We start from the raw sequence: 20,086 nt of genomic DNA, 5'->3' as shown, positions 1-20,086 counted from the left end.
TAAAATGTATTTTCTCCATGGTCAGGAAAAATACAAAGTACGATTACTCGTATGCGGTCTCTATGGACCAGTAATTATAGTTTACCATGAACGACCTACCTCAGTAAAAAAGTAAAACAACTGAGGTCTATTTCCTATGGAAAAAAATAAGAAGCAACTCCTTATCAGCCTATACTTGACTAATCGTAGGAAAGAGGATGGGTCAAAACTATAACAGCCACAGGAAAAGACAAACAATAGTGTAGAATAAATCAGATGTTGCCGGAGCGGCATAGGCTTTAATTTATTCATAAAGAAACCCGAACATATTGTTCGGGTTTTCTAGGGGGAATTCTTTTATCCAGCCTCTTCAACATTTAAAATACTTTCGTTGTCCAGTCCTCACAGTTCCAAACATCCGTAACGATCCCTTCGTAGAACTCAGGTTCGTGGGAAATGAGGAGGACGCTTCCTTTATATTCTTTCAATGCGCGTTTCAGTTCTGCTTTTGCATCAACATCCAAGTGGTTTGTCGGTTCATCCAATACGAGTAAGTTGGTTTCCCTGTTGATCAGCTTACATAGGCGTACCTTTGCTTTTTCTCCACCGCTCAGCACTTGTACTTTACTCTCGATGTGTTTACGGGTCAAACCACAGCGAGCAAGAGCTGCACGCACTTCATACTGAGTGAAATGCCGGAACTCTTCCCACACTTCCTCAATACAGGTGTGATTGCTGATTTCTTTCAATTCCTGCTCGAAATAACCGATATGAAGGTGATCACCTAGTTCAACGGAACCTGAAACAGGCTGGATTTCACCAAGGATACTCTTCAGTAATGTCGTTTTTCCGATTCCATTGGCTCCTGATAAGGCAACCTTTTGTCCCCGTTCCATAGACAAATTGAGAGGTCTGGATAATGGTTCGTCATAACCGATGACTAAGTCCTTCGTCTCAAACAAATACTTTCCTGGAGTACGCGCCTGTTTGAAGTTGAATTGAGGTTTAGGCTTTTCAGCATCAAGCTCGATGACATCCATTTTGTCGAGTTTTTTCTGACGGCTCATCGCCATTTTGCTTGTTGCTGCGTTCGCTTTGTTACGGGCAACAAAGTCTTTTAAATTAGCGATTTCTTTTTGCTGTTTTTTATAAGCGGATTCCAGTTGTTGTTTCTTCATATCATAAACGCGCAGGAATTCGTCATAATCACCAGGGTAACGAGTCAGTTCCTGATTTTCCATATGATAAATCAAGTTGACGACACTATTTAAAAACGGTATGTCGTGGGAGATGAGAACAAAAGCATTTTCATAATCAAGAAGGTAGGCTCTCAACCATTCAATATGCTCTACGTCAAGATAGTTAGTCGGCTCATCCAAAAGCAGAATATCCGGCTTTTCTAAAAGCAGTTTCGCAAGCAGTACTTTTGTACGCTGCCCGCCGCTTAAATCATGGACGTCGCGATCGAGACCGATTTCATCTAGTCCCAGGCCATTTGCGACTTCTTCGACTTTTGCATCAATGGTATAGAAGTCATTGTTTGTAAGAGCATCCTGCAGAACTCCTGTTTCTTCAAGCAATCTTTCCAACTCATCTGGCTCAACGCTTCCCATTGCAGCAAAAAGACCGTTCATTTCCTGCTCCATATCAAACAAATATTGAAAAGCGGTACGTAAAACATCGCGGATCGTCATGCCTTGTTTTAAATCTGCATGTTGATCCAAATATCCGATCCGGACACGTTTAGACCAGGTGAGACTGCCGGCATCGGGCTCCAATTTTCCTGTGATGATATTCATGAACGTTGACTTACCCTCGCCATTAGCTCCGATAAGTCCGATGTGTTCACCCTTTAACAAACGAAAAGACACGTCATCGAAAATCGCGCGATCTCCGAAACCGTGGCTCAAGTTCTTTACTGTAAGTAAGCTCATTTATTTAACACCTTTTCTTTCTGTATATTCATCTTCATTCATTATATAGGTCTTAAGCGTTAAGTGATAGGGATATACATAAAAAAAATGTAGCTTGTCCGGGGGAAGATATTTCATAGCACAATCCTCCCTGTGTCCATACCTGGTATGAAATGCACCAGGTCCCAGGTCATTTTCACAAAAGCAGGAGAAATGAGGGGTAAAACACCACAGAACAGGAGAAGGTAAGAGAAAAAGGAGCGGTGGGAATGACGATGGACTGTATCATTATCGGAGGCGGAATAGCCGGAATCCAAGCTAGCATTCAGTTAGGGCGTTATCACCGAAGTGTTTTAGTGATCGATGCGGGAGAAGGCAGATCCTCGCTTTGTCGTCAGTACAACAATATCCTCGGTTTTCCTGAGGGAGTAAGTGGTGAAGAATTACGTAAGGTAGGTTTCCAGCATGCAGAGAAGTTCGGTGTGAACAGAAGTACTCAAACAGTGATCCGGGTTCATAAAAGTAGAGATGTGTTCGTCGTTGAAACGGATCACGGGCAAATATATAAAAGCCTGACTCTCCTGGTAGCTACTGGGGTGAAGGATCATATCCCTGATATTCCTGGTATTAAACCGTGCCTCGGCCTCTCGCTGTATATTTGTCCCGATTGTGATGGATACGAAATTACTAATAAAAAAACCTTCGTGCTCGGCTCAGGGGATGCAGGTGCTCATATGGCAATCACCTTACTTTATTGGAGTGAAGATTTGACTTTTATCAACCATGGCAGAGGGGAAATATCACTTGAAATGCAAGGACAATTGCAGGAAAACCACATATCTGTGCAACAAATTGATGTCCATGAAGTGCTTCATAATGATGGGGTTTTTCAAGGCATCAAGACAGATAGTGGTCAGGTCCTCCAGGCTGATAAAGGGTTCTTGGCCTTTGGCGGGAATCAAGTACAGTCAGAGCTGGCTGATTCCTTAGGGGCCGAAACAAATGATAAAAACCATTTATTTACTGATTCTCGGACGAAAATGACCAATATTGATGGATTGTGGGCGGCCGGGGATGCCGCAGTGCATTCTGAACTGGTAACCGCTGCCATGGGAGAGGGAGCACAAGCGGCAATTTGGATTCATAAGTGGCTGATGAGAAAAGTACAAAAGTGACACACCTAACAGAGGTGCCAGCAAAGACGTCTGCTTTGATTTTATAGTTTTTTTACTATAATCTTAATGGTAGCAGTAATTTTCCTTCATCTTCCTCGTAAGGACTTATACAGAACTTTAAGGAGCATCCATATATCCATGTTTTCTGACGCTTTTGGTACAGATTCATTCTTATTACTTACAGCTTTATTATTATTCAGTGGCGTTTTTGTGGCTAAATTCTCAAGTCGCTGGGGCATCCCGGCGTTGATTCTATTTATTTTGGTTGGAATGCTTTTTGGTAGTGACGGGTTAGGGATCGTTTATTTCAGCGATGCCGGCACAGCTCAAACGATCGGGATATTCGCCCTTGTCATCATCTTATTTGAAGGTGGTTTACATACCAAATGGGATACCGTGCGTGCAGTAGCTGTCCCTTCCCTTTCATTAGCTACCTTTGGCGTTTTACTCACATCCCTGATGGTAGGTTTAGCTTCCTATCTTTTGTTTGATTTCACCCTTTTAGAAAGTCTTCTCTTTGGGGCAATCGTAGGTTCTACAGATGCAGCAGCAGTTTTTGCTGCATTGAAAGAGAGGAACATCAAAGCAAAAATGGGAGCGACTTTAGAGGCAGAGTCCGGAACCAATGATCCAATGGCAGTCTTTTTGACATTATCATTGATCGAACTGATCACTACAGAGGGTACTTCTGTCTGGTTCCTCATCCCCACTTTTTTCCTGCAAATGGGATTGGGAATCATAATAGGAATTATTTTAGGTAAAATCGCTTCCTTCTCAATTAACCGCATCAAGTTGGATTCAAGTGCTCTTTATCCTCTATTATCTGTGGCCTTTGCTCTTGCAACCTATGGAGTCACGGCTTTTGTAGGAGGTAGTGGTTTCCTTGGTGTGTATGTCGCCGCCCTTGTGATTGGAAATAGTGAATTGACTTATCGCTATTCCATTTTCCAATTTAATGAAGGTTTTGCCTGGATGGCGCAAATCCTCATGTTCGTCATTCTAGGTTTACTTGTTTTCCCTGGGGAGTTATTTTCCGCTCCTATCATGCTCAATGGTTTGCTCTTATCGATTGTTCTCATCGTTATTGCAAGGCCGATAGCAGTTTTCCTGTCGTTAATCAAAATGAATTACTCTGTGAAAGAAAAGTTATTCATATCCTGGGCAGGACTCCGGGGGGCTGTGCCGATCGTGTTAGCGACGTTTCCCATCGTTGAAGGTTTGGAAAACAGTCAGGCATTGTTCAACATTGTATTCTTTGTCGTGCTGACATCCGCTTTAGTACAAGGTTCTACAATATCCTTAGTAGCTAAGAAAATGAAACTTGTGGGTCCGAAAAAAGACGTCCCGCACCATTCGATTGAATTGATATCAATGGGAAATGCCAAAGCAGAAATGATTCAGTATCAAACCAACCAGGAATCAGCTGTCGTCGGGCAAAAATTACGTGATGTAAGCTTCCCGAACCGTGCTAACATCAGCGCTATCATTCGGGATAATGAAGTCATCACTCCGTATGGGGAAACTGAAATCCATGCTGGAGACTTCTTGTACATTCTTGTAGAAGATAAACATAAAGAAGATTTGAAAAAGACATTAGAAAAACGTGTAAAACGCAGTAAAGCAAAAAATAAGGAAAAAGGCGCTTATTTCTAGGAGGCTACTGAAGAACTGCAACATTAGAGTTATGCATCAAATAAAGAAGCCGAGTTGGACGATTTTATCGTCCATTCGGCTTCTTTTATCATTTTGATGAAACATTCGGGCCCCACTCCTCCATGAGTTTCTCTTTTTAGGTGACCCACTGTTGATTACACGGTGAGTGTTCAGGGGTGACGCCTGGGCAAGCACCCACCGACAAGCGATCCGTGAGAAGCGACAACAAACATTAACAGTTCCTCTGGATTGAGAAGGATTTTTCAGTGGTCCAGATTGCAGAGCATCTTTTTATTTTGCGGAAAAAAGATAAGGTATAGTAAGGAGGAGGTGATGAATATGGAACAAGCACGGCAGTTTAGGAAAGAGGGGAAAATGAGCGCTGCGCGGAACCGTTTTATAGAGCTGACAAAAACCTTTCCGAACGATGCTCTTCTCCATTTCGAGTGTGGACAGACGCATGATGCGATGGGAGATGAAGAGGAGGCTGTCGGTTATTATCAAAAAGCGATGGAACTCGGTTTACCTGATGAATACTTGAAAGATGCCTATGTATGTTTAGGAAGCACATACCAAGTCCTTGGAGAATATGAGCTTTCATTGGGAGTCTTTGAAATGGGCGAGCAACAGTTTCAGCAATATGCTCCTATCCAAGTATTTAAGTCATTGACCCTTTTTCATCAGGACCATCCTGAGCAAGCATACTCTGTCCTTCTGGATTTGTTGATTGAATGCTTGGAAGATAAAGACTTACATAAGTACAAACGTGCCCTAACGCACTACGCAAAAGAATTGAAGTAGGTTAGGACATATGTCCTTTCGTGGTCGGCGCTTATCCTTTTTAATAAGAGAAGGAATAGGAGGATAAGAGATGAAAGGTGCTTTATTTTCACTGCTTGGAGGACTGTGTATCACGATGCAGGGGATCTTCAATGCCAGAATGAGTGATGAAATCGGAGGCTGGCATACGACATCAATCGTCCACTTGGTCGCTTTTTCGATCTCATTTCTTATTTATATGAAAGTCAGAGACAAGAAAGGGAAAAGTTTTAAATCAGTACCTTTTCTTTATTTAATCGGGGGCACATTCGGAGTAGTCGTTGTATTCTCTGAATTGACAGCCATTCACATGATCGGTCCTGCCTCGGCGATAGCAATATTACTGGTTGCTCAAATCGGAACGGCTTTCGTAATTGAATCCAAAGGTTTATTCGGCGAAAAGAAAGTGCCGGTCACTTTTCAGCAAGGACTTGGTATTACAATGATGCTTCTTGGCGTCATTCTTTTCCAATTGTAACGAAGGAGTAAGTAAAAATGAAAGAAATACGGCAATACTTGCAAGAATATGAACTGGAGTATCTATTTCCGCCCAACTTCAAAGACCGGTTGAAGATGTATCGGTTTAGCAAAGGGGAGACTATTTGTACAATCGGGGATAAACTGGATGAGATGTTCTTTCTTGTTGAAGGTAAAATTAAAATTTATACGACATCTCCTGAAGGGAAGTCATTAATCAATCGCTTCAAACGTCCCCTCGCAGTCATCGGTGATGTCGAGTATGTGAAAGGGAGTGCCGTGCTCAACTCTGTTGAAGCCGTCGCGGATGGGGTGATGCTTGCAATTTCTTTTGAAGAATTGCAAGAGATTGAAAAAGTACATCCCCCATACATCCGTTTTTTACTTGAAACAGTAGCTCAGAAGTTTTATGCCGAATCCCATATCACGAGCATGCATATGCTTTACCCCGTGGAAGTCCGTTTAGCAAGCTATCTTCTCTCGATTTCCTCTGACGGGAAAGGAACCGTTTTTCATGAAGAGATGCGGACAGAGAATTTAACAGAACTTGCCGAATGGATCGGAACGAGCTATCGGCATTTGAATCGAGTACTTAAGAAAATGGCAGCAGATGGAATCATAGACAGAGCGAATGGTTCTATAAAAATCAAGCATTTAGCAGATTTGCGTGTATTGGCAAATGGAAACATTTATGAATGAGGAGGTGGCTCTATGACCGGCGCTTTATTTTCTATCGTGGCGGGGATTTTAATCAGTTTGCAAAACGTTTTTAACGCGAGGGTAAGTGAGAAGACAGGCGCATGGGCGACGACAACTCTTGTGCTTGGTCTCGGATTGATTTGTTCTTTGCCTATTTTTTATTCAGTTGAACAAACGAGCTTGTTTCAGTTCGGAGATGTAAACAAAATCTTTTTATTCAGCGGGGTGTTCGGTGTCGGCATCGTATTCTGCTTAATGCGGGGAGTAACTTTGATCGGCCCGGCTTATGCCATATCCATTGCTCTCATTTCTCAAATAGTGATCGCCTTCGTAATTAATACAATCGGGTTGTTCGGTTTTGAGTCTGCTCCGCTTTCTCTGAACAAACTCCTCGGGATTGCCTTCCTGATTGCCGGGGTACTCGTGTATAAATTAGAAAAACACCCGTCCGAAGAAAAGAAGAATGAACTTGCCAAAGAAGCGTGACCTCAATAAGGAGGCCACGCTTCGTTTGATGAATGGAGTAATGAAGAAGAGGAGAAACCTCGTGCACGATAGCTTTTCCTCCGCTTAATGAGAACTCTTCCATAATCATCTTTGAACCATACTATCTTTGATCAGGAAACGCCCAGATGATCTGATCAGTCCGTACATAAAAAGGAGTGCCCGTTACTTCGACTACTATATGGTCCGGCATCACCGTTTTTAATAATCCTCTCACAGAACCTTGTGTCGTTTGCACGACAGCAGAGCTTCCGTGGATCGAGATGAGTGTTTGGTACACATACGGATCGATAGCTGAGTTCTTCCAAGTGTTATGAGAGTTCATTCGGTCAGCTCCTCCACTGGTAATCTACTAAATATATATGTATAGAATTCGAAATAATGATGAATCAATTCTATTAATTTCAGGAAAAAAGAGCGAGTTTCCAATAAAGGAAACCCGCTGGGCAGCTATTTCAGGTTCTTTTTAATATATTGAATGATTTTGCGTATTTCATTTGGATGAGGACGACCGAACGGGCTTGTCTGCCTTTGTTGATAAAGAAGTTTTCCTTTCTCATCTGTCAAAAAGTAAGCAGGTTCCGCATGTGTGCCGTGGTCCTCATAAGGTGCTTGCTGATCATGGTAATGGACACCATAGCTGGATGTGAATTCAAGCTGATCATCCAGCAGTACAGGAAAGGTGAAATCATGCTTCTCCATCATTTTTTCTAAATCTTCTTTGTTCTCATGGGTCACGGTGATCAAGCGAACGTTTTGTTTCTCAAAATAACTCATACTTTCATTGAATTCATCCAGTTCGCTCATACAAGCGGGACACCAGGAGCCACGGAAGTAAACGATCAAATTCCATTTATCCCCGCCTTCTTCCAGGATGTCAGTAAAGCTGAATATCTCACCAGCTACAGTCGGCAGTTTGAAATCTGGAGCATCTTGATTCAATTTGAATGTCGTCATCAATCAACACTTCCTTTTTTTGTTTATGACATCCCATACCCTCTTTCTCGACAAATTAAATATTTTTCTAAGCTGACTTCCTTTTAAGTGAGATTGAAAGCAAAAGAAAATGGGAATGTTTTCATCAAAGGAGGTACAAACATGTCAGCAGTAAAAGCATTAGTTTTGAACGCATCCTTGAAGAATTCCGGGGAAACATCCAATACAGAAGGACTTGCAGAAAAAGTTGTGGAGATTTTCCAAAAAGAGGGCGCTGAAACGGAAATCATCCGTCTCTCCGATTATCATATCCCATATGGAATCAGTGCAGACCTTGGAGAAGGGGATGAATGGCCGGGGATTTTTGAAAAGGTGAAAGCAGCGGATATTGTGCTTATTGGTACTCCCCTCTGGTTAGGAGAAAAGAGTAGTCTCTCATCAATCGCAATTGAACGGTTATACGGAAGCAGCAGTGAAACAAATGAGAAAGGGCAGTCGATTTTTTATAATAAAGTAGGCGGCGTCATTATCACAGGAAATGAAGATGGGGCGAAACATGCCGCAGCCTCTGTCCTGTACGGCATGTCCAATATTGGTTTCGTCATCCCGCCAAACGCAGATGCCTACTGGGTTGGAGAAGCAGGTCCCGGCCCTTCCTATTTGGAGCAGGAAGGAGAAGAAAATGAATTTACTCAGAAGCATATCAAAATGCTTGCCTATAATACGTTGCATTTAGCCAGATTTTTCAAAGAAAATCCTATTCCGGCAGTTGGAAATACGATAAATGAATAAGAATTTTAAAAAGCGGGTCAATGTTTGGCCCGCTTTTTAAAATTTCTTCAGGTAAAATGAGCCTGGAGAACAATAGACGAGTCACAATCCATGCGTTATAAAAATTGTCTTCTTTTTGGAAGATTACCAGAATGATCAACCAAATTTTGGTATAGTGGTAGGAAGAAGTAAGCAATCCATCAAAAGGATATACATGGGGATTGAAGGATGTCTGGAGTCATGATTTTTTGCTATAGATATCACTCACCCAGTATGGCAGAAGAAGTTGGTCGAACATACATATATACAGCGAAAATTTCATTCCATTCAAGCCTTTAAACGTGAAATTGGAGCGGGAGATGAAGGAAGGGCAGAGGGACTTATCGAATTTATGTAAAGAAGCAGAAAGCGTTGTCAGAGCAAAAGGAGCGATCGGAATTGAAACGAATGGCTTAGGAGGAATTCTATGAAGAAGTTCGGCTTACTTTTGCTGCTTATTTTTCTGGTTGCTTGTCAAAACGCCCCACTGAATCAAGAGGATAAGGGAACAGTAGATGGAACTTTTGAGGCAGGTTCTTACAAGATGCTTGGAGACAAAGGGCGAATCGGGTTTATAGAATCCACCTTCTACGCAGGAAAGGACCAAAAATATATGTGGCATTTTTGGGGCGAATCAAGTGAACTGGATGGTTCGTTATTGGTGAAAGCCACTCACGAAAAAACAGGGCAGGAAAAAAAGGTTCTTCAGGTCGATGCATTAAGCGGTCCGAACAATACAGCGGATGCTCACATACCATCATTAATGAGTCTGCCTGAGAGTGGCATATGGCTGCTGGATGCCTACATTGGCGGCGATTACTTTGGGACAGTGACTGTAAAAGTGTACGAGTGAATAGGAGGAATCATATGAATCCATTGATTATCCTTATCATCATCCTTATCAGTGTAACCCTTGATTACCTTTGGTTCGATGTTGACCGGAAGCGTTGGGGTTGGATGAAGAAATGGCCCCGCTTTCAGAAGGGGCTGTTCCTGACTAGCTTCGTTATCGCAGCAGTGGTGATTTATATTGGTATCGCTCTTTAATGTTTTTATAGAGGAAAGCTGTAATTCAACTCGAAATGCACTTAACTTTTTTGTCCGATTGAATGGCTCAAAAAATGTTTGAGGAAGCAGGTGAAGTAAATGAAGATGGAAGTGAAAGAATTAACCACAGAAGAGGATGTTCTTTCGGCGTTTCCAATTATGAATGAATTGCGTACGCATTTGACGGAAGAGGAGTATGAATGTCTGGTGCTGGAAGCCATGACTAAAGATCGCTATCAAATGTTTGCCCTGTTTGTAGAGGAAGAAATTGTAGCAGTTACAGGTTTTAAACCGATGATCACCTTATATTACGGGCGTTACGTTTGGATTTGTGACCTTGTCACAAGTTCTGATCAGCGTTCGAAAGGTTATGGAGAAAAGTTGATCAGTCATGTAGAAAGGTGGGCGGCGGACCAGGGCTATGGAAGTGTAGCACTTTCTTCAGGGTTGTCCCGTACGGAGGCTCATCGTTTCTATGAAGAAAAAATGGATTATGACAAAGTAAGTTATGTATTCCGAAAGACCTGGGGCAGCACATGATACAATATTGGAGTGATAGAAAAGAAGGAAAAGAGGGGGGAGCGCCTCCCCTCCCTTAAGGTCTTGGTCCCGGGACGGTGTGGGGCAGTTCGGAGTTGCAATAGGTTCGCTTGTCCCTTTTCTTTAAAAATACGGTGAGTGGGGTCTTAAGCTTGCAGGGGTGAACAAGATGTTTGCGCTTTTATGCTTTAACCATTGCAGACCATCACGATATTACCATCCGGATCTTTGATATTGAAAAAAGCGATGTCGTCATATTTTTCCATATCTCTTACAATCTCGTAACCGAGGTCATGCACGTAACGGTAAGCTTCATCGATGTCTTCAGCATGAAAGTTGAATAGTGGATTTGGTGATGGTATGACATATTCAAGGCCGCTATCAAGGAGTACACCCGTATGTTGATTCATAGGCAGGTTGTAGATAGGTGGGGTGACTTTCTCCAAATCATACTCTTTTCCTAACAACTTTGAATACCATTTTACAGCTCTTTTTAAATCACTCACTGGTACGAATGTCGTGTTCAACTCGTTCAGGATAGGGCTATGCAACAGAATTCACTCCTTTGTAATGTTCCCTATATCTACCATACCATGGAAAAGTAGTCATTGTATGAAAATTCATACTTTTACAATGAAAAGTATGTAAAATGCATGGTTACGTGTATAGATGGCGAGATTACATAAGCCAAATACGAAAAGTATGTCAGGGGTAACCAGAGAGCTGAGGATTGTACGATTAAAGATATGTGTTTACGTTGGACTTCCTGAGTCCATTTCTTTTTGTCCTAAATTATGAGGGGCCGACTGAAAGCGAATGTGCTGCTTTTATGAGCAATATCCAGGTTGACTCTGTGGTGCACCCCAAGGTTTATTATAGAACTGGGAGGAAGGGCCATGTACAAAATCAGCGAATTTGCAGAACTGACCGGGTTGAGTAAAGAAACTCTGCGTTACTATGCGGAAGTTGAATTACTGGAGCCGGCCTATATTAATCCGGATAATCATTACCGCTATTATGATGATGGCAGCTTCTTCCTGGCACTTTTGTTAGGGAAACTGCGGGATTTCGGTTTCACAATCCATGAGATGATCTCGAATGGGAGAAATTGATGAGTTTTTGAAATCAGGGAAGGAGGACGTAGAATGATTCATTGGGAAGAGGAAAAAATCATAGATGCGAATATTGAACAGGTTTGGGAACTTTTTGCAGACCGGAACATTCAACGGATCATGCCGAAAGTTGAGGAACATGTACTGATTGAAAAGAGTGAGACCGAAGTCGGTGCATTACACAGACAAACATACCGGGAGGGAAAACGGCTTGAAACGTATACAGTGGAAACCCTTGCCTATGAAGACTCACCCGAAAAGAAACAAAAAACAATCACCTTCATCATTGGGAAAGCGTTCCAAGTCACAGCTTCATTCACTTTAGAAAAAGTAGATGAAAACCGCACGAAGCTGATTTATTCCGGTCAAAACAAAGGTGTGAATTTTGTGGGGAAAGCGATGATGAAGCTTGCGAATAAAAAAGGCAATGAAAAAGTGGTCCAGGAATTTCTGAATCGTGTCGATCAGGAAGCTAAAATATAAAAAGTATCTGACTGCAAGTTTTTATGAAACGTTGCTTGTTTGAACTTAATCACTTGCCGTACTATTTCTTATCAGGTTACTTATTGGGAAAAGTCTGATCTTACAACGGGGGCTCCAATGAAAAAATGGTTATGGCTTGTCGCCTTCATGTTTTTGTGTGCGTGCGCGAGCAGTAAAGATGACGTGGCGAAATATTATCCAGAGCTTATACCAGAGGAAACGGGGCATTATACACTCGTATCCATAGGCGATAATGTGGTATGGGGGGGATTTGGAAGAAAAGGGAGCTCGCAATGTGAATCCAATCATTAATAGGGATTCAGTGGAAGGTTTCAATAAAGCCTATCCACAAATAGAAGTAAAATCGGCCCCTGCTTATTTACTGTTCAACCAAGAAGGGCTCGCTCTTAAAACAACCTCTTTTGAGGAGGTCGTCAAGTTTCTGAATAATGAGGGAAAGTGACGGCTCTCAAGCTTCACCTTATACTCACTTCTATAAAGAACCAGCTCTCTTCACAGGCAGTGCTGTATATGAAGTTGAACAGGATAATATTTCAAGTATATTCTTCTTTATCTGAGACAAAAAGGGAGCCACCCGGGTTACGAGGTCGGCTCCTTTTTTTCAATAAAACAAGGCGTTTACGCATTTGTTCATTAGTAAACTTTGTCCCCATTGAATATGGAATTCTTTACGACTACATAGTCTACGTGACGAATGGCATCAAGCTCGGCGCCGCCTGCATAACTGATAGCTGACTGCAGGTCTTGCTCCATTTCACTCAAGGTATCTTTTAAGGAGCCTTTGTGTTCGACATACATTTTCTTACCTTCTACATTCTTCTTTTCACCTTTTTGAAATTCAGAAGCAGAGCCGAAATATTCTTTAACTAACTTTCCTTCTTTTTCAACGGTTTCCCCAGGTGATTCTTCGTGACCGGCAAAGAGGGATCCGATCATAACCATTGATGCACCGAAACGAATCGATTTCGCTACATCACCATGGGTTCGGATGCCACCATCGGCAATTATCGGCTTGGTTGCTGCCTTCGCACACCAGCGTAAAGCGGCTAGCTGCCAGCCACCGGTACCGAAACCTGTTTTGATTTTCGTGATGCATACTTTACCTGGGCCGATTCCCACTTTCGTAGCGTCTGCTCCGGCGTTTTCCAATTCACGTACAGCTTCAGGTGTGCCGACATTTCCAGCGATAACGAATGTTTCCGGCAAGGATTTTTTGATATGTTGGACCATTTCAATTACCGCCTGCGAGTGTCCGTGAGCAATATCTATTGTGATGAATTCAGGCTTTAAATCTTTCTCGGCAAGCTGTTGAATGAAATCGTATTCTTCCGGTTTGACCCCGACACTGATCGAGGATATTAATTGACGTGCTTTCATGTTTTGAATAAAATGCTGACGTGTTTCCGGGTGAAAACGATGCATTACATAAAAATAACCGTTTTCGGCAAGGTCTATGGCAATTGACTCATCAATAATGGTTTGCATATTAGCTGGGACAACTGGAAGTTTAAATGTGTGCCCACCTAAAGTGACAGACGGATCACACTGAGACCGGCTGCTTACGACACATTTTGCAGGAATTAACTGTATATCTTCGTAATCAAATACATTTTCCATATGATACACCCCTAAATACGAATGATTAATTTGTGTTTTGTTTGAAATGTTCGTACATTAGTAATCTACACTAATTTTACCTAAGTGTCAAAATAAGATGGTAAAATGAAAGGTGAATAGAAGGGGGAGATAAGATGTTTCTACATAAAATTGATGATGAATTGTCTTTGAAGCTGCCAGAAGAAAAGGATGCTGCTGCTCTTTTTTCATTGACAGACAACTCACGATTAACCTTAAGGGAATGGCTGCCATGGGTGGATGGTACGAAAACTCTGGAGGATACAAAGTCTTTCATAAATTTTGGCAGGAAAGGATTTACCGAAAACAAAAGTTTGACTGCATTGATTCTTTTTAAGGAAGAAATAGCAGGGACCGCAGGCTTTAACGAACTGGATCATACGAACAATGTTGCTAAAATCGGCTATTGGCTGGGGGCGGAATTTCAAGGGAAAGGGATTATGACACGTACAGTTACAGCGTTAGTGGAGTATGCTATTTCAGAGATGGAGATGAACCGTGTGGAAATACGAGCTGCTGAGGAGAACGAAAAAAGTCGTGCTATCCCCGAACGTCTAGGTTTCACAGAGGAAGGTCGGATTAGACAAGGAGAATGGTTGTACGATCATTATGTCGATCATATCGTGTACGGAATGTTAGCTTCTGAATGGAAAGAACAAAAGTGAAGCGTTGCTTTTATACAATCAATTAAAAAACCATCCGCTCTGGTAAGCGGATGGTTTAATTTATCCTTGCATGTGCCGGACGAATTTTTTAAGGTTAATTTTTGACTTCAGGTTCTGATTACACTTATTGCTGTCATGGCATATATAGTTACCTCGAGAGATAGTTTCTTCGTTTAAGCGGCCACTAATGGTAGAAGTGAACAAACCGACTTTTTCGTAATCATGACAAATCGTGCAAATGCTTTTCTGCCGCGATGGGTGATAGTGACCGATGATACCTTCAAGTTTACCATCGATATAAGCCACAATGTACTTACGGTTGGCACCAAGGTCATTCCAGCTGATGTAAGAGGTTTCAGACCAATCTATGTCAGCAAGGGACGGGACGATGAGTTTTTTTATTTTGGGGAAAAGTTCTTTTATATGGTCTTCAGTTAATTCAGGAAATGGAACGACATATTGTTTTAATCGTGAAAAATAGAGGATGGCGTCTGTTTCATCATGCACTTGTTGGACCTGGGAGATGAGCTGATCTTGTTCATTAGTAAGCTCTGTGAAAAGGTCGAGAACCTTTTCGTAGGTAATCGACTTCAAAGCTTGCGTCACGGCAGAGTCGTTTGTCGTCATGTGTCCATTCAACAGGTTATGAGCTTGATCTTTTATAAAATGATATTGATCCACACGGATGAATGCATCCATTTATATACCTCCGTTCTTGTAGTTTGTAATTCTATTATTCCAGAGCTTCTGATACCTATCAACTCTTTAGAATCCATCCTCAGTCACTAATGATTTTTTCCATGAACCATAAGCTTGAGGATTATCTTCAACCAATTGTGGAAGCATTTAAATAAACCATAGTTACAGAAAAAATGGAATGAGCGAAACGGGTATATTCCGTTATCATTATGGAGGCTTGATGAAACGTTTGGAAGAAATCAGACGTAAAGAAGGCATGGAAGATACTGATTCGCTTTATTATGACTGTTTAAATGGATAGGAAGGAGTAGGTTGGATGTCGTGGACACAGCAGCTTATTCATACAGAACGTGGGAAATTTGAAGTGTTCGTGAAAGGGCAGGGGCCGCCCCTCGCCGTCACTCATCTTTATTCAGAGTTTAACGAGACAGGTGATTATTTCGCTGATTGTTTCACAAGTACTTACAAGGTTTATTTAATCAACTTGAGAGAATGTGGCGAATCTGAACAAGCGCATTCCCCCCATCAATTAAGCCTTCTTGAAACAGTTTTAGACCTTGAGGCGATCCGTCAAACGACCGGTTTAGAGCGGTGGAGTTTTGCTGGCCATTCGACTGGTGGAATATTGGGAGTGGTTTACTCGATTTACTTCTCGGAAAGCATAGATGCTCAGTTCATCGTCAGTGCTGCAGGAAGGGAATATATGACTTTCTCACCGCAATGTATATATAATGAAAATCACCCCGATTTCAAAACCATGCAGGATTTAATAGAAAAATTGAAAAAATCGGATTTATCACATAAAAAAAGGAAAACACTGACTATAGAAAGAACGAAACTTTCTTTATATAGACCTGATCTCTACAAAGAAATATTCAACAAAAATATTGAAAAAACAATGTCAGCCACTCGCATGAGTTTCTTTGCGCGGGAATTGCATTTATTCGATGTAACGAGGAAGCTGCAGTTGATTGATGTTCCGACAAGAATTGTATGTGGACAGCATGATGTCCAATGTCCACTCCCATACTCGATAGAAATGGCAGAATATATTCCACGTGCTGAGTTGATCGTATTCGAGCACAGCAATCATTATCCTCACTTGGAAGAGCCAGCTCATTTCAAAGCCATAATAGCCCGTGCTTTTGACTAGTATTATATGGGAGTGGTAAAGTAACGTTGATATGCAAGCGTTTTATTTTGAAAGGGGTCAAAGACATGCAGCAAGATTCAAAGCAGCCAGGGCCAAAGAGTAATTTCTCGAAATTCAAGGAACTGTGGTTCCTCCTTTTTATGCTTTTATTTACAGTGATCCATAATGTAATGGACCATTTGTTGGGAGATAGTTGGAATTACCTTGGTTATGGGGTTGTGTTTCTCGTCATTTACATCCTGTTCCGGTATATGAGGTTATCGCTTCCTATTTTGAGAAAACAACTTTCATGGGGTTCCTTGATAGGATTTTATGTAGCGGGTGTTTTTTTACTTGGCTTCATCATGCTTCCTTGATTCAGGAGGGAGGAGGCATGGGCAAGCTTGTATGCTTTATCCTCTTCAAGTGGAAAATCAGTTTTCATGGCAAGAAATCGCTTTTCAACGATATTGTGTTTCTTTACGCTGGAATGTTCGAATTCTGAAGCGTTGGAAAGGCAAATGTATCTCTTTACAGGCGGAAGGATGGATTTCCTCTTCTGTTACATCGCTTAGGCGAAGGCGAACATGACACAAAGAGAATGAGAGAAGGCTAAACATGGATTATGTTAGAGAATTAAGAAGGCTCGTCGGCCACCGTCCTTTGATATTGCCTGGCGCTGTCGTTATCATAATCAATGAAAACGGTGAAATTCTATTGCAACATCGTACTGATGGCGGGTGGGGACTGCCGGGTGGTCTGATGGAGCTTGGTGAGAGTCTTGAACAAACGGCGAGAAGAGAAGTATCAGAAGAAACAGGTCTCAGGATCGGTTCTTTGCAGCTGCTTGATATATTTTCGGGCGAAGTTTACCACTTTAAAGTGGATAATGGTGATGAACTATACTCTGTAACAGCGGTATATATGACAAAAGAAATTGATGGGGAGCTTTCCCCAGACCCCAAAGAATCTATTGGACTATCATTTTTCCCTGCTTACCGTCTCCCTTCCAATTTGAAAAAGGAGTACCAAGATTACATAGCCCCTTACCTTTACCTTCAGAGGTAGGAACAATAAAGATGGCTAGACGTGTAAATCAGCTTTCGTTTTATGGATGTCTGCTCCTAAACGTCAGTTTGTATATGAAAAGTGATAATTGGATATCGATCATATTTTTTCGAAAGGTGGGAGAGCATTGCTTGAAGTGTTAATGATCATCACAACTGTTGCACTAGTTGGAGGTTATTTTTATATTCTGATGAAGAGAAGGAAGAATCAGGATAATCCCCATGGATGGAAAGGTTATGTGACACCAACCGTATTTTTGCTTGCACCTGTTTTGGCATTAGCTTCATATTTATTTGAGTTCGGGGGCATGGTCACCTGGTTCATCCTGGGCTTCGCATTTTTGTCAGGTGCTTACTTTACAAAATATTTACCTCAACCAGAAGAAAGCCATTCATGAGCTTTCTTCTTTTTTGTGGTGCCAGAAATTCTTATGAATATCCTGCACGTACAAGACTCTAATGGATAATCCCACATGTCAGGCAAAAGATAAGTTCACCTGACTTTTGTGGAGGAGAATCCTATGAGTTACTTAGAGGTTTTAAGCCGAGGCTTAGTATTATTCAGTACGTTATATTTTTTGGCGCGAGTATTAAATAAGAAATTGATTTCCCAAATGACGTTTTTTGATTTTGTGGCTGGGATCACTCTTGGTTCGATGACAGCTACCCTGACATTTTCAGTGAATGTATCTCTGGGAAAAGGAGTTTTCGGGCTTATTCTATTTGCACTTCTTGTGTTCCTCATAGATGTTTTGTGTTTGAAAAATTTTCATCTGAGAAAGGTCTTCAATAGTGAACCGACCGTTTTAATGGACAATGGAAAAGTTTTAGAAAATGGCATGAAAAAAGTGCGGTTTACTGTCGATGAATTGTTGATTCAATTGAGGAAGAAAAATGTCTTTCATTTTTCTGATGTGGAGAGTGCAGTGTTGGAGACGGATGGTTCGGTGAGTGTCCTGAAGAAGGCCGGCCGACAGACTATCACTCAACAGGACTTGAATATAATCAAAAAAACTGCGGGTCTACCTCAAATTGTGATGATAGAAGGGAACGTCCTCCCGTACAGTCTCAAGTCTATGGGAAAAGATGAGTCATGGCTGAAGAATCAATTGAAGCAGCGCGGGATAAGTGATTTGACAGACGTCATTGTAGCACAATTGTCTGCGACTGATGAATTATACATCGATACCAAAAAGGACAAGATTGATTTTTCGTCTGACGAATAAAGTGTTAAATAATTTTCTTTCATTTGGTCACAATAATTCATGTGCTTAAAAATGATGAAAAGGGAGGTTATAACACTGTTCTTCCATGTGAAAGAACTTCAGTACAATGCGAAGCCTTCAAAACCCGATCCTGTGTATGCAAAGAAACTACAAGAAATCCTCGGGGGACAGTATGGGGAAATGTCAGTTATGATGCAGTACCTTTTTCAGGGCTGGAACTGTCGTGGAAATGAAAAATATCGCGATATGCTGCTGGACATTGGGACCGAAGAGATTGCCCATGTTGAAATGATTGCGACAATGATTGCGCAATTATTAGATGGTGCCCCTGTAAATGATCAGGAAGAAGCGGCCATGGACCCTGCAATCGGTGCTGTTCTAGGGGGGATGAACCCACAGCATGCCATTGTTAATGGACTGGGTGCGCAGCCTAATGATAGTGCTGGCTACCCGTGGAATGCCCGCTACACAATTGCGAGTGGCAACTTACTTGCTGATTTCCGAGCGAATTTGAATGCAGAAACTCAAGGCAGGCTCCAGGTTGTCCGTCTATATGAAATGACCACAGATCCCGGCGTGAGAGATATGCTTTCTTTTCTTATTGCAAGAGATAAGATGCATCAGAATCAATGGATGGCAGCAATCGAGGAACTTGAAGAGAGTCAAGGTGCAGTTGTCCCTTCAAGCTTCAGTCCTGAACATGAAATTTCAGATGTAGCCTACTCGTTTATGAATTTCTCTCAGGGAGAAGAAAGCAAGACAGGTAGATGGGCTCGTGGATCTTCGATGGATGGGAAAGCGAATTTCAATTATGTCCAGCAGCCTGAAGCTAACGGGCAGAAACCACAGCTGAATCCATCACCACCATATATGCATGGCACGCCGCCCATCAGTGACGGTGGACCTGCTGAAATGAATCACTAAAAACAGGAGATGATAAAAATGGGTATTATGTCTGGAAGTCAACAAAAAGAACCATTACACTACGGTGAAGTCTTTAGTTTATGGAGTTATTTAAGTGTTTCCAAAGGCGCACATGCACGTTACCAAACGTTTTATAATCATGCTGGGGATCAGGAGTTGAAACGTCTCCTTGAAGAATTGGCTCGTGGGATTGAACAGGAAACAAAAGAAGTAGCAGAAATCCTAAAAGCTAATGGTGTGGTATTACCCCCTTCTCCGCCAGAGCGTTCTGTAGCTGATGTAGAGGATATTCCTGTAGGAGCTCGTTTGAATGATCCGGAGATCAGTGCCATTATTTCCAGTGATATAGCTCAAGGCTTAGTCGCCTGCAGCCAGGCAATGGGCGGAGCGCTCCGTGAAGATATCGCTATCCTATTCGGGCAGTTCCATATGAACAAAGCTCAAGCAGGGGCCAAAGTTTTGCGTCTGAATAAGGAAAAAGGCTGGGTTGTTTTACCTCCAATGCACAAATCCAAAAAAGATTGAATACTGGCCAAAAATAGGAATAAAAACAGGGTCCATGCATTTATA

The 20,086-nt window shown here is 41.9% G+C and carries 27 protein-coding genes; 21 read left to right on the top strand and 6 right to left on the bottom strand.

All coding sequences use genetic code 11. From position 1 onward, the window contains the following. Positions 1-356 precede the first annotated feature (356 nt). Positions 357-1,913, bottom strand: a complete 1,557-nt coding sequence (locus tag ACTWPX_RS06495) for an ABC-F family ATP-binding cassette domain-containing protein (protein WP_443118988.1) — start codon at positions 1,911-1,913, stop codon at positions 357-359. 248 nt (positions 1,914-2,161) lie between these two features. Between ACTWPX_RS06495 and ACTWPX_RS06490 the strand changes: the two genes are divergently transcribed. The 6 genes from ACTWPX_RS06490 (at position 2,162) to ACTWPX_RS06465 (ending at position 7,201) form a co-directional block, all read left to right on the top strand. After that, positions 2,162-3,067 carry an NAD(P)/FAD-dependent oxidoreductase gene (locus ACTWPX_RS06490; protein WP_443118987.1) on the top strand — a complete coding sequence of 302 codons (906 nt, stop codon included), beginning with the start codon at positions 2,162-2,164 and terminating at the stop codon, positions 3,065-3,067. A 138-nt stretch (positions 3,068-3,205) separates the two neighbouring features. Continuing rightward, complete coding sequence (locus tag ACTWPX_RS06485; RefSeq protein ID WP_443118986.1) at positions 3,206-4,720, top strand: potassium/proton antiporter; 1,515 nt, start codon at positions 3,206-3,208, stop codon at positions 4,718-4,720. A 339-nt stretch (positions 4,721-5,059) separates the two neighbouring features. Further along, positions 5,060-5,521: a tetratricopeptide repeat protein gene (locus ACTWPX_RS06480; protein WP_443118985.1), complete on the top strand. Its 462-nt coding sequence runs from the start codon at positions 5,060-5,062 to the stop codon at positions 5,519-5,521. Positions 5,522-5,591: 70 nt separating this feature from the next. After that, on the top strand, positions 5,592-6,017 hold the full coding sequence (locus ACTWPX_RS06475) for a DMT family transporter (RefSeq protein WP_443118984.1): 426 nt from the start codon (positions 5,592-5,594) through the stop codon (positions 6,015-6,017). A gap of 17 nt (positions 6,018-6,034) precedes the next feature. Then, positions 6,035-6,715, top strand: coding sequence for a Crp/Fnr family transcriptional regulator (locus ACTWPX_RS06470; protein WP_443118983.1), 681 nt, complete (start codon positions 6,035-6,037; stop codon positions 6,713-6,715). 12 nt (positions 6,716-6,727) lie between these two features. After that, the gene (locus ACTWPX_RS06465) at positions 6,728-7,201 is read left to right on the top strand and encodes a DMT family transporter (protein ID WP_443118982.1); all 474 of its coding nucleotides are present in this window, start codon (positions 6,728-6,730) and stop codon (positions 7,199-7,201) included. A 121-nt stretch (positions 7,202-7,322) separates the two neighbouring features. On the opposite strand, the gene ACTWPX_RS06460 is transcribed toward ACTWPX_RS06465, so the two are convergent. Together ACTWPX_RS06460 and ACTWPX_RS06455 are read right to left on the bottom strand one after the other, a co-directional pair. Continuing rightward, complete coding sequence (locus ACTWPX_RS06460; protein ID WP_443118981.1) at positions 7,323-7,544, bottom strand: YuzF family protein; 222 nt, start codon at positions 7,542-7,544, stop codon at positions 7,323-7,325. Between the two features lie 125 nt (positions 7,545-7,669). Next, a complete protein-coding gene (locus ACTWPX_RS06455; protein WP_443118980.1) occupies positions 7,670-8,176 on the bottom strand; it encodes a peroxiredoxin family protein in 507 nt (168 codons plus the stop codon). Between the two features lie 141 nt (positions 8,177-8,317). Here ACTWPX_RS06455 and ACTWPX_RS06450 point away from each other — a divergent pair, with 141 nt between their 5' ends. From ACTWPX_RS06450 to ACTWPX_RS06435, 4 genes are all read left to right on the top strand, one after another. Then, entirely contained in the window at positions 8,318-8,947 is a 630-nt protein-coding gene (locus tag ACTWPX_RS06450; RefSeq protein ID WP_443118979.1) for a flavodoxin family protein, read from the top strand. Between the two features lie 445 nt (positions 8,948-9,392). Then, on the top strand, positions 9,393-9,818 hold the full coding sequence (locus ACTWPX_RS06445; RefSeq protein ID WP_443118978.1) for a hypothetical protein: 426 nt from the start codon (positions 9,393-9,395) through the stop codon (positions 9,816-9,818). A 14-nt stretch (positions 9,819-9,832) separates the two neighbouring features. Beyond that, complete coding sequence (locus ACTWPX_RS06440; RefSeq protein WP_443118977.1) at positions 9,833-10,012, top strand: hypothetical protein; 180 nt, start codon at positions 9,833-9,835, stop codon at positions 10,010-10,012. Positions 10,013-10,111: 99 nt separating this feature from the next. Next, on the top strand, positions 10,112-10,552 hold the full coding sequence (locus ACTWPX_RS06435; RefSeq protein WP_443118976.1) for a GNAT family N-acetyltransferase: 441 nt from the start codon (positions 10,112-10,114) through the stop codon (positions 10,550-10,552). Between the two features lie 188 nt (positions 10,553-10,740). Here ACTWPX_RS06435 and ACTWPX_RS06430 read toward each other — a convergent pair whose 3' ends face one another. Further along, entirely contained in the window at positions 10,741-11,103 is a 363-nt protein-coding gene (locus ACTWPX_RS06430) for a VOC family protein (RefSeq protein WP_128526617.1), read from the bottom strand. Between the two features lie 345 nt (positions 11,104-11,448). On the opposite strand from ACTWPX_RS06430, the gene ACTWPX_RS06425 reads away from it, so the two are divergent. The 3 genes from ACTWPX_RS06425 to ACTWPX_RS06415 all read left to right on the top strand — a co-directional run bounded on the left by ACTWPX_RS06425 (position 11,449) and on the right by ACTWPX_RS06415 (position 12,459). Continuing rightward, the gene (locus ACTWPX_RS06425; RefSeq protein WP_443118975.1) at positions 11,449-11,664 is read left to right on the top strand and encodes a MerR family transcriptional regulator; all 216 of its coding nucleotides are present in this window, start codon (positions 11,449-11,451) and stop codon (positions 11,662-11,664) included. A 33-nt stretch (positions 11,665-11,697) separates the two neighbouring features. Beyond that, the gene (locus tag ACTWPX_RS06420; RefSeq protein ID WP_443118974.1) at positions 11,698-12,147 is read left to right on the top strand and encodes an SRPBCC family protein; all 450 of its coding nucleotides are present in this window, start codon (positions 11,698-11,700) and stop codon (positions 12,145-12,147) included. A gap of 117 nt (positions 12,148-12,264) precedes the next feature. Then, complete coding sequence (locus tag ACTWPX_RS06415) at positions 12,265-12,459, top strand: hypothetical protein (RefSeq protein WP_443118973.1); 195 nt, start codon at positions 12,265-12,267, stop codon at positions 12,457-12,459. 342 nt (positions 12,460-12,801) lie between these two features. Here ACTWPX_RS06415 and guaC read toward each other — a convergent pair whose 3' ends face one another. Further along, positions 12,802-13,785 carry a GMP reductase gene (gene guaC / locus ACTWPX_RS06410; protein ID WP_443118972.1) on the bottom strand — a complete coding sequence of 328 codons (984 nt, stop codon included), beginning with the start codon at positions 13,783-13,785 and terminating at the stop codon, positions 12,802-12,804. 134 nt (positions 13,786-13,919) lie between these two features. Here guaC and ACTWPX_RS06405 point away from each other — a divergent pair, with 134 nt between their 5' ends. Next, positions 13,920-14,468: a GNAT family N-acetyltransferase gene (locus ACTWPX_RS06405; protein ID WP_443118971.1), complete on the top strand. Its 549-nt coding sequence runs from the start codon at positions 13,920-13,922 to the stop codon at positions 14,466-14,468. Between the two features lie 60 nt (positions 14,469-14,528). Here the strand turns inward: ACTWPX_RS06405 and ACTWPX_RS06400 are convergent, their stop codons facing one another. Continuing rightward, positions 14,529-15,167: a FusB/FusC family EF-G-binding protein gene (locus ACTWPX_RS06400; RefSeq protein ID WP_443118970.1), complete on the bottom strand. Its 639-nt coding sequence runs from the start codon at positions 15,165-15,167 to the stop codon at positions 14,529-14,531. Between the two features lie 316 nt (positions 15,168-15,483). On the opposite strand from ACTWPX_RS06400, the gene ACTWPX_RS06395 reads away from it, so the two are divergent. The 7 genes from ACTWPX_RS06395 to ACTWPX_RS06365 all read left to right on the top strand — a co-directional run bounded on the left by ACTWPX_RS06395 (position 15,484) and on the right by ACTWPX_RS06365 (position 20,041). Beyond that, positions 15,484-16,320, top strand: coding sequence for an alpha/beta fold hydrolase (locus tag ACTWPX_RS06395; protein WP_443118969.1), 837 nt, complete (start codon positions 15,484-15,486; stop codon positions 16,318-16,320). A 65-nt stretch (positions 16,321-16,385) separates the two neighbouring features. Next, complete coding sequence (locus ACTWPX_RS06390; protein WP_443118968.1) at positions 16,386-16,676, top strand: hypothetical protein; 291 nt, start codon at positions 16,386-16,388, stop codon at positions 16,674-16,676. Positions 16,677-16,917: 241 nt separating this feature from the next. After that, positions 16,918-17,367, top strand: coding sequence for an NUDIX hydrolase (locus tag ACTWPX_RS06385; protein ID WP_443118967.1), 450 nt, complete (start codon positions 16,918-16,920; stop codon positions 17,365-17,367). 127 nt (positions 17,368-17,494) lie between these two features. Further along, positions 17,495-17,764, top strand: a complete 270-nt coding sequence (locus ACTWPX_RS06380; protein ID WP_443118966.1) for a hypothetical protein — start codon at positions 17,495-17,497, stop codon at positions 17,762-17,764. Between the two features lie 123 nt (positions 17,765-17,887). Next, positions 17,888-18,592 (top strand): DUF421 domain-containing protein, encoded by a 705-nt coding sequence (locus tag ACTWPX_RS06375; protein ID WP_443118965.1) that lies wholly within the window; start codon positions 17,888-17,890, stop codon positions 18,590-18,592. A 75-nt stretch (positions 18,593-18,667) separates the two neighbouring features. Then, entirely contained in the window at positions 18,668-19,516 is an 849-nt protein-coding gene (locus ACTWPX_RS06370; protein WP_443119008.1) for a manganese catalase family protein, read from the top strand. 18 nt (positions 19,517-19,534) lie between these two features. Continuing rightward, complete coding sequence (locus ACTWPX_RS06365; protein WP_128526628.1) at positions 19,535-20,041, top strand: DUF3231 family protein; 507 nt, start codon at positions 19,535-19,537, stop codon at positions 20,039-20,041. Positions 20,042-20,086: the final 45 nt, after the last annotated feature.

Origin of the sequence: Halobacillus sp. H74, assembly GCF_052246715.1 — a bacterium.
GTDB lineage: Bacteria > Bacillota > Bacilli > Bacillales > Halobacillaceae > Halobacillus > Halobacillus litoralis_A.
Note: the sequence above shows the minus strand (reverse complement) of the source record. Positions and strands in the feature narration are given on the sequence as shown.